Here is a 12,266-nt window from a genome sequence, read left to right as displayed (position 1 = left end):
GACCAATTATAAGAATAGGCCATTAGTGTTGCACTTAACTTGACAATTGAGGAAATAAAAATAACACACTATTATCGGTGATTTACACAGTTATAACCAAATAAATTTAATAAATAGTTTATACTTATTTCGATTGTAATTATAAGTCCGCAACTATATAAATTAGTGTCATGTCATTATAATTGATGTTTCACAATCTCAGTCCTATACTAACCTTGATTCAGGAAAAGGAGTGAGTAAAATGATCAAATGGTTACGTCACTCGACTTCAGGGATGGTCGTTGTGACACTGATTCGACTGTATTTGGGCATCGAATGGACGCTGGATGGGTTCGAGAAGCTCACCAAGGGCTTTGATGCATCGGGCTTCATCGGCGGTGCAATCAAGGCACCCGTGATGAACGCTGCGGGCAAACCGGCATACCCGCTGTATACCAGTTTTTTGAAGAGCTTTGCGCTCCCGCACATCGGCATCTTCAACGTCGTCGTTCCGTGTGGTGAACTGCTTGTTGGTCTTGGTATTCTGTTTGGCACGTTGACCCTGACGGCCACCTTCTTTGGTGTCGTCATGAACCTCGCATACTTGCTAGCCGGCACAGTTTCAGTTAACCCGCTATATTTAATTCTAGAATTCTTTATTCTCGCGGCTGGCTTCAACGCAAGCAAGATTGGTTTGAATCGGTGGATCATTCCATGGTTACGAAATAAGTGGCCTTGGTTAAAACGATCGGTGGAATAGTGCTTGACCAAGAGTAAAAAAGCCTTGGGGGCTGTATGGTGCCCCAAGGCTTTTTTAGTGTGCTTGATTAACGTTTGAATGATTCAGAAAACGTTGCCCCCAACGTGGGTCGCCATTCCCTTTTTGTGTTCCGTCACTCGGCCAGATACTCGCGCTACTTGGCCTTTATCATCGCATCCGCAATCAACTTCATCTGATGATAAACAGCGTTTGGATCAAAGTAGTACATCTTGTTAAACGGCAATTGGATGACGTGCTTTGCCTTCACCGCTGCCAGTTTAGTCCAGTACGGGTTGGTCTTAAGATCTTTCAACGTTGTCTTATCCGCAGACGTCGATGTTGTTTGTGAGAAGAACAGCCAGTCAGCCGAATACTTATCAACTGATTCCAATGAAATTTGCTTGTAGCCGGCACCCTTGTCCAGGGTCTTAAAGGCTGACGGGAGCTGGAAGTTCAACCCAGTAGTCAAGGCTTCACCACCCCGGCCCCAAGTTGCACCGTCAACGAAGAGTTTCCCGTTTTGCAGATCAAACATCCCAATACTCGTCTTTGAAGGGTTGATACCGGCCTTCTTTAACCGAGCCTTTTGTGTCGCGGCCTGCTTATTAAATTTCTTGATCCAATTCTTGGCCTGGGTCTTACGATTCAAAATATTGCCAAACTTAGTTGCTGTCTGCTTGATGTTGCCAGTGCTCCCGTAAGCAACGTACACGACGGGTGCGATTTTCTTCAATGCTTTGACGTCAGCCTTGTTGCTCGTGACGATCAGATCCGGTTTCAGTTTCAAAACTGCTTCTGGTTTCAACGTCAGGCCAAGGTTCTTGATACCCTTAGACGTTGATTTTGAAATGTAAGGGCTGGCCAGGTCGGTCGACGTTGCACCAACCACCTTGCCGCCTAGCGACAGGACGTCACCAGTATAAACGTTGGTGACGATCCGCTTGGGATGCTTTGGCACCTTTACCGACCCGCTGCTGGTCTTGACGAGCCGGGTCGAACTGGAACTACTTGAGGAACTGGATTTACTCGAACTGCACCCCACAAGCAGCACAGCGCTCAGTGCAACACCCAGCATCGTAATCAAAGTTCGTTTAAATCGTTTCATAACAAGTCACCCACCCAAATAAGTATTTTTATGATTTTCGTTTTTGAAAAAATAGTAAGTAAATAAAGTATGGCATCGTGATCATAGCGACGATCAGTCCCACGGGTAAGGTCACCTTGCCGAACCCGTTGTTCGCAATCACATCAGCAACCACCATGATCAATGTTCCCAGCAACCAGCTTAGTGGCAACTGAAAACGCGGCCGTGCACCCACCAAACGTCGTGCGATGTTGGGCGCCATGAGGCCCACGAAACTGATGGCCCCACCAACGGAAACGGCGACCGTGGTCAGCCCGATTGCTAACAGCATCAGCAACCGTTGCGCTGATTTGACATTGACCCCGATTGCCAGCGCCATCTCCTGTCCCAGCGTAAGTCCGCTGAGCAGACGCATGGCGAACAGCGTCAACACCAGCAAAACAAGATACAGCCAGAAATACCGCATTAAAAATCCCATGTCAGTATCCCAAAAACTCCCGCTTAACCATATCAGCGCCTCTTCAAAATCAAACTGGTTCAACTGCAGCTGAATCAGTAAAATAATGCCGTTTAAAACCGAAGTCAGCGCAACGCCGCCTAATAGAACCCGTGTCGCGGATCCCTGGCGATTGACAAAAAACACGAGCAACGCACTCAGCAGGGCGCCCAGCAGGACAACCAGTGCCAACCCGTTATCTGAATAGTGAAAATGATACACACTGCTGGCACCGATCAGCAGCACGGCACCAAGACTGGCACCAGCGTTGATGCCAAGAATGCTGCTGTCCGCTAATGGGTTACGTGTCAGCGTTTGAAGGATCATCCCGCTGATTGCCAGCGCACCACCAGTAATCACAGCCGCCAACAAGTGCGGCATCCGCAGTTGCCAGACAACGAACCACGCTGTTTGATCAGGGGCGAGGTTAAAAGCGGCACGGAGGGTCTCGCCAATGCCCAGATGAATGTCACCGGTCGAAAGCTGCCAAAGTATGGCTGCTAAAAGTAGGAGCACCGTGACTGACAAGCTCAATATCGTTTTGACCGAGCGTTTCATTCGCGAATCACCCGCTCCCCAAAGGCGACAATTGCAAACAAGAAACAGCCGCCGATGATGGCACTCAGTGCGGCCAGTGGCAGTTCCGTTCCCGGAATGACCGTTTTGGCAACAAGGTCAGCCAGTGCCATAAAGATGGCGCCGCCAATCATCGTGAAACCAAGGTTTTGTTTGAACGATCCCGGCCAAATCGTGTTGATCAGCTGCGGAATTCCGAGTCCAACAAACCCAATGTTGCCAGCAACCGCCACACTCGCACCCGTGGCGCAAACAATCAACAGCGTAGCCACGACCCAGAGGTGTCCCTGAGCGACCCCCAAACCGCGGGAAGTCTGCTGGTCAAGCGACATAACGGTAAAGCCGGAACAAAAGCAGAATGCCAGGCCGAACACAATAACAAAAACAACTGCCAGCAGTGCCACCTGTGCGTATTCGACCCCGCTAAACCCGCCAATCAGCAAGTTGCGAAACGCCTGCGTGGTGTTTGTGACTAGGCTGACGGCGTACGAAATACAGCTGATGAATCCGGAGAACACCGTCCCGCCCAGCAGCAGCCGCAACGGGTCAATGCCGTTATGGGAAACAGATAGCAGCATGACCACCGCAAATGCCACGACAGCCCCAATCAGCCCCAAGACGACCGAGTGGCCTACCGTTAGTGAAATACCGCTCACACCGCCGATAATGAGCGCCAGTGTCGCCCCGGAATTGATACCGAGGATCGACGGGTCGGCAATCGGATTATGCGAGACCGTTTGCAGCAATTGACCGCTGACCGCCAGCAAGGCCCCCACCATTAGTGCACACAGCGTCCGCGGTATACGCATCCGCCAAAGGACCTGTGTAGATAAATGCGTCGATGACTGAAACAGCGTGTTGAGCGCAAACCATTTCGGCCCGCCCAATAAATTCAGACCCGCACTCACGATCAAGAGTCCAATGAGCAATGCTAAGCCAACACGTCGCGATTTCATGAGGCAGTCACCGAATTTAATGGGTGGCAATTGGTCAGTTGCGGCCGGTGCTGATCATTATCGTAAACAATGTCAGCCGACACATGAAACTCTTCTCGCAACAGGTCCGCCGTAATAACTTTTCCAGGTGTGCCAACAGCTTTGACCGTGCCATCAAACATGCAGATCAACTGGTCACAGTAGTACGCTGCCTGATTCAGATCATGAAGTACGAGCACGATTGTTTTGTGGTACTGCTGATTGAGTTCTCGTAACAGCTCCAGCGTTTCCAACTGGTTCGTGAGATCCAGGTATGTAGTCGGTTCATCCAGCATCATAATTGGGCTGTCCTGTGCCAGGGTCATCGCAATAAATGCCCGCTGTCGCTGACCACCAGACAGGTCAGCCACTAGCCGGTCCTGAAAGTCGTTCAAGTGAACCGTCTGAATAGCTTCTTGAACCGTGTTGCGATCCTTCGGGTTCAGCCAGCGGAATCCATGGCTATGGCAATAACGGCCAAAACTGACCAGCTCACGCACAGTAATCCCATCCGGAGCAATTGGGTGCTGAGCGAGAAAAGCAATCTGCTGGGCCCGTTTTTTGGCCGAGAACTGCTGCAGAGGACGTCCTTGCAAGGTGATCTTGCCAGCCATTGGTGACTCAAATCCATTAAGTACGTTCAACAGTGTGGACTTGCCGCTGCCGTTGGGGCCGATCAAACCTGTAATTACTCCGCTTTGCACCGTAATTTCCTGATCCGTAATAATTTCATGGTGGCCGTAACCTGCGGATAGGTGAGTTGCTGAAAGAATTGCAGTCATTGGATATCGCGCCTTTCCTTAATTAAGATTTCGTGAGTTTGTGTAAATTTTGTTTTTAAGTATAGCGCAAAATAGCGTTCTTTTGGACCATTTTATGAAAATACTACCAATTTCGGGCATATCCCTATATTCAAAAGGAATATTTTGTATGTTAATGAGGTGTTATCACCACACAAACGTACTGAGTGCCGATTTATAAAATGGGCGTCCAGCAGGCCGCCCCGTCCTAATTTCATTAACGCCGACTATCGATAATCAAGGTCAATTTGATTGTGAATGAAAATTAACCGCAAAAAACGGGAAGTTTCCACTCCCAATTCGTCAATTCAGAACTTTCTTTTCAATAACTTAAAAATCGTGAAAACGCCATCACCATCCGGTTTATGAAAGACTCGTGAGGAATAATTAGTGTAAATGTGACCTTTTTGCTTCACAAATAAATTGTGAAATGTTAAACTATTTGCGTAGTAAAAACTAAAACTAAAATTTTTATCTAAAGGAAGGTTTGTAATGGCTGAGAAATTAGCAAACATTGGTGTTGTTGGTATGGCTGTTATGGGTAAGAACTTAGCCCTTAACATTGAAAGCCGAGGCTTTACTGTTGGTATCTACAACCGTTCTGCTTCAAAGACTGACCAAGTAATGAAAGATCACAGTGAAAAGAAACTTGTTCCAAGTCACACTGTTGAAGAATTCGTGAACTCTTTGGAAACACCTCGTCGGATTTTACTGATGGTTAAGGCTGGTGCACCAACTGATGCCGTTATCGATGAATTGCTCCCATTGCTCGACAAGGGTGACGTGCTGATCGATGGTGGGAACACAAACTTCCACGACACAATGGCTCGTAACGCTAAGCTCGACAAGTCCGGTATCAACTTTATCGGCATGGGTGTTTCTGGTGGTGAATTAGGTGCCCTTCAAGGTCCTTCACTGATGCCAGGCGGCCAAAAAGAAGCTTACGATTTGGTTGAACCAATTTTGACTCAAATCGCAGCTAAGGCCGACCAAGATGGCAAGCCATGTGTTACCTACATTGGGCCAAATGGTGCCGGTCACTATGTTAAGATGGTGCACAACGGTATCGAATATGGTGATGAAGAGCTGATCGATGAATCATACAACATCATGCGTAACGTCCTTGGCCTTTCAGTTGATGAAATGGCTGACACCTTTAAGGAATGGAACAAGGGTGAATTGGACAGTTACTTGATCGAAATCACTGCCGACATTTTGACTCGTAAAGATGACTTAGGTGATGACAAGACTAAGCCAATCGTTGACATGATCTTAGACCGTGGGAACAACAAAGGCACTGGTAAGTGGAGTTCAGAAGATGCTTTGAACGTCCAAGTACCACAATCAGTGATTACTGAAGCCGTTTACGCGCGTTACATCTCAATGATGAAGAACGAACGTGTGGCAGCTTCTAAAGTCTTAGCTGCTCCTAAGGCCCAAGAAGAAATTGGCGACAAGACCGAAATGGTTGAAAAGATTCGTGAAGCCCTCTACTTCAGTAAGATCATGAGTTACGCTCAAGGATTCGAACAATTACGGTTCGCTTCCGAAGCTTACGATTGGGACTTACAATACGGTGAATTAGCCCAAATCTGGCGTGCCGGCTGTATCATCCGTGCACGTTTCTTGCAAAACATCACCGATGCTTACGACAAGAAGCCAGACCTGACTAACTTGCTCTTGGACGACTACTTCAAGGACATCGCTGCTAAGTACCAGGAATCAACTCGTGAAGTCGTTGCCTTAGCTGTTAAGATGGGTGTTCCAGTGCCATCATTCAGTGCCGCAATCACTTACTACGATTCATATCGTTCAGAAGTCTTGCCAGCTAACTTGCTGCAAGCACAACGTGACTACTTCGGTGCTCACACTTACGAACGTACCGATCGTGAAGGTAACTTCCACTACACTTGGTACGAAGAACAATAAATCGATTATCACTGTAGTAATCCTTTATAAAAAAAGCTCAGCGCAATTGCGCTGGGCTTTTTTTATATGCAACGTTGAGCGGGACTTTGGATCGTGGTACTCTTTTCCCCCGGTCGGCCAAACTGATTGATGAAAATGAAATACTTAACTACCCGTAGCAGCGTGGACTGGTTGGTAATTCAGACAACAACGTTGACACCCGGTTTGCGAGATGTTCGCCACAGTGCACATCCCATCCTACTTCGTAAATTTAATACTCAAGTCATCCAAAGTATTCATGTTATGCAAAACGGATTGCATGGCGTCAATCAGACTTAATGATAATACTGCTCCGCTGCCTTCACCTACCGCCATCCCCAGATCGAGTAAAGGTGATAACTGCAGCCAGTCCAACGCCTTTTTCGACCCAATCTCCCTAGAAAAATGGGACACAATGAGGTAGTTAGTGATACCTGACACCATTTTTTCAGCCAGCACTGCCGCTGCGTATGAAATAAAACCGTCTAGAATTAATGGGGTCTTATTTTCAGCAGCACAGATTATTGCGCCCACCTTAGCACCAATTTCAAACCCACCGACCTTTGCTAAAACGTCAACTGGATCTTCCGAATCAGGTTGCCAATCCTTAATTGCCTGATTAACGACCTCTGTTTTGTGCAGCAGCCGCTGGTTTGAAATGACTGAGCCCGCGCCGACAACCTCTTCAGCGGGAACCCCGAGAATTACACTAATGATTGCGGAGGCCGGTGTTGTGTTGCCCATGCCAAGTTCGCCGACAAGCAACAAGTCATTCCCCTCTTTAATCGCCTGTTGAGCCACATCATAACCTGCCTGAATGGTCTGCAGTGCTTCATCGTATGTCATTGCCGGTTCGTCGACCATATTTTTAGTACCTAAAGCAATCTTTTTATCGATAACACCCGTACCGCTGAGGTCATGGTCGACCCCAACATCGATAACCTTCACCTGGCAATAGTTCGCTTTTGCCAATGATGCGACCGTTGTGTGTCCAGCAAGTGTGTTAATGGCTTGCTGCCAAGTAACTTTTCTGGGTGTCGCTGATACCCCGGCACGTTGAACGCCATGATCAGCAGCAAACACAAAACAACAGCGTTTTTCTGTCCTTAATTCTGTCGTTTGTTCAATACCCGCTATTTTGACTGCTAGCGCTTCAAGTTGACCGAGACCGCCAATGGGTTTCGCCAACCCATCAATTTTTGTCTGCATTGCGTCCCGACATGACTGTGAAATACCGCTAAGATTTGGTTTAATCTTTTGCATGGCTGTTCGTCTCCCTTTTGATTAGAAATGACTTTACGCTAATAGTACGCGCTATCCGTCACAAAATGAGAAAAGGCGACAATAACCTAACAAATAATTGACCACCGTTTAAAATGACAGCGATATCGTGAGACTATTTTGCTAAGTATGACAATTATGATTTCATTTCAAAAAAAACAGCTCAGAAATCAATTACTTCCTAAGCCGCTTTATTTATAGTTTTTGATGGCAATGAACGTGGCCTAACTTTGAAAAAACGAACGATTGTTTTAAAAGGTGTTCGGTAAAGCAAGGCAACTGCTGCATAGCCGACAATTAGGCCAGCAGCATTTGTAATCACATCGTTAATGTCGACCCAACGTTCCAAGTGAACGCCCCAGTCAAGACAGAACTGCGTGCCTTCGATGGTCAGCCCCAATAAGATACCGGCTGCAATGACCTTCCAAGCTTTTAACGGCTTCCACAGCGCTAGGTAAACGCCCAATGGAACCGTCATAATGATGTTGAGGTAGAAGTCCATGGACATACCTTGAAATGCTCGAAAATTCATTGGGACTGGCCCAAACCAAACCGGCGTTAGTGTCGGCACACCGTAGTTATAGGCGGTTGGCGTCAGTGTCAAGAATCCTAGTACGGCCATGTACATCCCGAAGCTGACAATGGTAATCATTTCGCCGGCCGTCCGCTTGGTACTGGTCAATTGACCCAGCCAGACCATCAGCGCAAACAGGGCTACTAAATAGGGAATCCATTGGTAAAAAGTCGTCATTGAATCATCTCGTTTCGAATTGAATTTTGGTTAATTTAAAAACACAGGTCGCCGTCTGGTAAGACGTGTCAACCTGTGCCGGTTTTATAAGTTACTGTCTTGTCTGACCGCCGTGGGCAAGACCCATCAGCTGTCGGGTGAGCCGTGCTCGAAGAAGATCCCACTGTGAATGTTTTTGATAAGTATCAGCGACTTCAGCGATAATTTCGCGCTCAGTCTGAAATGATGGCAATCTCATGTACATTGTGGGTGCGGCCAGAAGCGGCAACGCATGGTAATCCAAGAGTTCGACCTGATGTGGTTCCAGTAGTAGCTGTGTCATTTGATTCAACCTCCAGTTTGGGAAAACTGACTGTCTGATCTACATTATTTGCCTACATCTTAACAAATGATCAGCCAAAGGTCACCGATAAAGCCCTTAAAAACGACTTAGCGCGACGTTAATTGGTATTGTGCCGGTTATCATCGGCACTGTTTTGCCAATCGTCTCAGGGGTCGTCAGCGACGCTACTGCGGCACGTGCCACATCTTCACGGGCAATATTACCACGAGCGATGCCAGCCGTGTTGATTGCCCCGATTCCTTTATCAAAAGTTAAGGCCCCAGGCTCTAAAATTGTGTAGGCCAACGTTGTTCGGTGGCGCAACCAGTCATCAGCGTAAAACTTGGCAGCATAGTATGGTTGAATGTCCTCTGACCATTGGTTGCGATTGTCGGCAAAGAGTGCACTCACCAGCACATAGCGTTTTATTCCGGCAATTTCAGCCGCCTGCATGCTCTTAACAGCACCATCTAAATCAACCAGCAAGGTCATGTCGGCACCCGTCTTGCCCCCAGAACCGGCCGCAAAAATCACTGCATCAAAACAATCCAGTGTAACGCCAAGTTGTTCCGGACGGGATAGTAAGTCAAACATTGCCGTTGGAACGCCCAGATCCTCAAAAAAGAGCGCCTGGTCAGGGTGGCGAATACCCGCTACGACCTCGTGGTCACTCGCAGCCAACTGCTGAACGACCAGCCGCCCTACGTGTCCATTTGCACCAATTACAAATACTTTCATGTTAAAACCAGCCTTTTCTTTAATGTCTCAACTTAAGTAGAACTCACTTTTAAATGTCATGGACAGCAAAAAAATCAGCCTAAAGTTAAACGAATAATTTACCGATAGCCGCGCCCGATTGCGACACAAAAAATTCCATGGAAGCATGGTTTGTCGGCTTTCCTAACCATCATACCCAACTCACAAATAATTAGCAACAAAAGGCCGAAAGCGCCGAATCCTATTTAATTTAAAATTGCTTAAGCTTCGTTTAAGGTAATCGAAGTATTCTAATAACCGTAGTAATCAATAACTACTACATTCCTTTAATCATAAAGAGTATCGGCTTACTGGGCAAATCCGACCTCTTATTTATCCAATTCTCCCCTACAATTGGATCTAATCTACTTTTCAACCCCAATAAAAAACGTCCACTTAGCGGTGGGCGTTTTTGTGTAGAGTGCGGAGGGAAGCGGTTAAGGGGCGGAGCACGTTTCGGCACGTTGAAAATAACGCAATGACCACCGCACCTTTTAGGAAGAAAACCTCCAAAAGCCCTGTAAGAAGGCAGCTAAACGAAGACCATAAGCATCTATCGGGCTAAATTTGCATACCCTCGCACGATAAAAGCGCGAAATGACTAAGCTGAAAATTTTGACATAAAAAACAGCCTCCAGTTGCCTGAAAGCTGTCTTACATGCCATTGAAAGTCAAAAAATTATAACCCTTTTTGAATCTGATCGTACTGTTCTTGATACCAGGCCTCGTAAGTCTTATCAGCCAGCGCGCCGTTTTCCAAAAACGACAGGTTAAAAGCTGCTAGGACCTTACCAAACAGGTGGTTGTCATTTGTAAGTAAAAAGTCACGTAGTTCTTCCGGCTTAAAGCTCCGATTTTCTCGAATATCATGATTGATCTGTTCTACTTCATACTGAATCGGGAAATTGGTAATAATTTCCAGGTTATTACCCTTATATTCCTTTAAATAAAAGTTGCAAAAGTCGGTTACGGCTCGTTGTTTTGCGGAATCACTCAATTCATCAAAAACAACAACACCAGGTTGTACCACAATAATCACTCCTTTAAATTTTACCAGCAGTAAAATACGCTCACTTCCAGTATAGTGCTTTTTGGTAGAAATGGTAAGAAGTCCGACATCTGATAGGCGTTTGCCTTGATACAAATGGGTTTTTTAGCTATAATAGATAGTGGAAATTGAAGAAGCCGTTAGGTGAGGCTCCTATACGGAAAACGCTACTGCTCAGAAACGTCGAAAAACGCCAATGAGTCAGCTGTCCGAGTTAAAAAAAGGCTCGGTCTAATGTGGCTGTTATCTGATAACTACGCCGTATAGTGCTAAAGCTCAACGATTGGCTACGACCCTGTGCAGGGTTATTTAATGATGCGACTTAAATGACGCTCAGCCAATCTGTTGGCTGAGCGTTTTTCGTACCTAACGCATGAGTTCAGCATTGGAGGTGAGATTTATGACAACAGATACCTATGATCCTGGAGCGTCGTCTTATGACGCGTGTGTGGGAAAGCAAGTCGCCGTAAACCATCACCAATGTGACTGGGTCGCGTAGATTACTGACAATCTTCTACGCCGACGTTTGCTTTCCCTACCCTACCAGTATGATGTTAAAACTGGCCGTGCCAAGTTAAGGACTTTATCATTTCGTGGCTGTTGTTGCTATCAGCCGACAGCGAAATTCTTGTTTGTAATCGTTAGTCTTAACTTACCGCACATCCGATTGAGTGGGAATACAAGGGTTAGCAGCACCCGGTCTCGGCAACGACACCCAAATTAAGATGGTGACACATCACTTGGGGTCAATAATGGAACACGTGCTTCACTGCTTAGGGAACTTTGCGGGGAGATTGGTTCGTGCCCTAATCTTAGCAAATTATTGCTTAAGGAATGCCAATGAAAACATCATGAACAAAAATACTATAACGCTCTGGCCCGTCTGAACAACTGCGTTGGCAACCATAGCCTGATGGGAATCAGCCTCAGTTTGCACGCAATAGAGACGAGCAGGGCACCAATTGTAACAAAAAGAATGCACCATTGCTATTAGTGCAAAAGGGGTGTCAGCGGCCATGCTGACACCCCTTTTACTTTTGTTGACCAGTCGTTTTCGCCAATTGGCGTGCTATACTCTTATTAAGCACCACCATTACATTTTTAGGAGGATCACTATGAAAGTCATTAATGTCGAATTAACAGTTAAACCTGGCCAGCAAACAGCTTACGAAGCCTTTATCGCAGAGTTGGTCGCGGGTTCCCGCGGCGAAGCCGGTAATGTCAGCTATAACCATTTCAAAAAGGTCGATGCTGACAACGAATACGAAATTATCGAACATTGGAAAGATGCTGCCGCAGTGGAAAGTCACAACGGTACTCCGCACTTCCAAAAATTCCTGGCTGAAATCGGTGACTACCTCACTGAAGATCCAGTGATCATTCGAATGGATTACGATGCATAATTACTGAATGTCATTAAAAAAAGGCCGTGCAAGTTGCGATAATCCCTTTATGGTTGTCAGATGAAATACAATAATTCATCTGATGATTA

The 12,266-nt window shown here is 46.5% G+C and carries 12 protein-coding genes and 1 riboswitch; of the genes, 3 read left to right on the top strand and 9 right to left on the bottom strand.

The features are described from left to right. Nucleotides 1–241: 241 nt before the first annotated feature. Nucleotides 242–739 (top strand): DoxX family membrane protein, encoded by a 498-nt coding sequence (locus tag FC82_RS13405; RefSeq protein WP_056997260.1) that lies wholly within the window; start codon nt 242–244, stop codon nt 737–739. 154 nt (nt 740–893) lie between these two features. Here FC82_RS13405 and FC82_RS13400 read toward each other — a convergent pair whose 3' ends face one another. From FC82_RS13400 to FC82_RS13385, 4 genes are read right to left on the bottom strand one after another with little or no spacing between them, the layout of a single operon-like run. Then, entirely contained in the window at nt 894–1,844 is a 951-nt protein-coding gene (locus FC82_RS13400; protein ID WP_054762753.1) for an ABC transporter substrate-binding protein, read from the bottom strand. Nucleotides 1,845–1,872: 28 nt separating this feature from the next. Continuing rightward, complete coding sequence (locus tag FC82_RS13395) at nt 1,873–2,877, bottom strand: FecCD family ABC transporter permease (protein ID WP_056997259.1); 1,005 nt, start codon at nt 2,875–2,877, stop codon at nt 1,873–1,875. After that, on the bottom strand, nt 2,874–3,851 hold the full coding sequence (locus FC82_RS13390) for a FecCD family ABC transporter permease (RefSeq protein ID WP_056997258.1): 978 nt from the start codon (nt 3,849–3,851) through the stop codon (nt 2,874–2,876). The genes FC82_RS13395 and FC82_RS13390 overlap by 4 nt, the downstream gene beginning before the upstream one ends. Further along, the gene (locus tag FC82_RS13385) at nt 3,848–4,651 is read right to left on the bottom strand and encodes an ABC transporter ATP-binding protein (protein WP_054762751.1); all 804 of its coding nucleotides are present in this window, start codon (nt 4,649–4,651) and stop codon (nt 3,848–3,850) included. Before FC82_RS13385 ends, FC82_RS13390 begins: the two co-directional genes overlap by 4 nt. A gap of 510 nt (nt 4,652–5,161) precedes the next feature. Here FC82_RS13385 and gndA point away from each other — a divergent pair. Continuing rightward, nucleotides 5,162–6,598, top strand: a complete 1,437-nt coding sequence (gndA, locus tag FC82_RS13380) for an NADP-dependent phosphogluconate dehydrogenase (RefSeq protein ID WP_054762749.1) — start codon at nt 5,162–5,164, stop codon at nt 6,596–6,598. A gap of 237 nt (nt 6,599–6,835) precedes the next feature. Here gndA and cobT read toward each other — a convergent pair whose 3' ends face one another. The 5 genes from cobT to FC82_RS13355 all read right to left on the bottom strand — a co-directional run bounded on the left by cobT (nt 6,836) and on the right by FC82_RS13355 (nt 10,756). Further along, nucleotides 6,836–7,879 carry a nicotinate-nucleotide--dimethylbenzimidazole phosphoribosyltransferase gene (gene cobT, locus FC82_RS13375; RefSeq protein ID WP_056997257.1) on the bottom strand — a complete coding sequence of 348 codons (1,044 nt, stop codon included), beginning with the start codon at nt 7,877–7,879 and terminating at the stop codon, nt 6,836–6,838. A gap of 199 nt (nt 7,880–8,078) precedes the next feature. After that, nucleotides 8,079–8,648 (bottom strand): VanZ family protein, encoded by a 570-nt coding sequence (locus FC82_RS13370; RefSeq protein ID WP_054762748.1) that lies wholly within the window; start codon nt 8,646–8,648, stop codon nt 8,079–8,081. A 91-nt stretch (nt 8,649–8,739) separates the two neighbouring features. Further along, a complete protein-coding gene (locus FC82_RS13365; protein WP_054762746.1) occupies nt 8,740–8,970 on the bottom strand; it encodes a hypothetical protein in 231 nt (76 codons plus the stop codon). Nucleotides 8,971–9,066: 96 nt separating this feature from the next. Continuing rightward, nucleotides 9,067–9,708, bottom strand: coding sequence for an SDR family oxidoreductase (locus tag FC82_RS13360; RefSeq protein ID WP_054762744.1), 642 nt, complete (start codon nt 9,706–9,708; stop codon nt 9,067–9,069). A gap of 697 nt (nt 9,709–10,405) precedes the next feature. Beyond that, nucleotides 10,406–10,756 carry a hypothetical protein gene (locus FC82_RS13355; RefSeq protein ID WP_054762742.1) on the bottom strand — a complete coding sequence of 117 codons (351 nt, stop codon included), beginning with the start codon at nt 10,754–10,756 and terminating at the stop codon, nt 10,406–10,408. Nucleotides 10,757–10,903: 147 nt separating this feature from the next. Next, a riboswitch (M-box (ykoK) riboswitch) is annotated at nt 10,904–11,069 on the top strand. 820 nt (nt 11,070–11,889) lie between these two features. Here FC82_RS13355 and FC82_RS13345 point away from each other — a divergent pair. Next, entirely contained in the window at nt 11,890–12,177 is a 288-nt protein-coding gene (locus FC82_RS13345; protein ID WP_054762738.1) for a putative quinol monooxygenase, read from the top strand. Nucleotides 12,178–12,266: the final 89 nt, after the last annotated feature.

Source organism: Secundilactobacillus collinoides DSM 20515 = JCM 1123, from assembly GCF_001435975.1.
Classification (GTDB): Bacteria; Bacillota; Bacilli; order Lactobacillales; family Lactobacillaceae; genus Secundilactobacillus; species Secundilactobacillus collinoides.
Note: the sequence above shows the minus strand (reverse complement) of the source record. Positions and strands in the feature narration are given on the sequence as shown.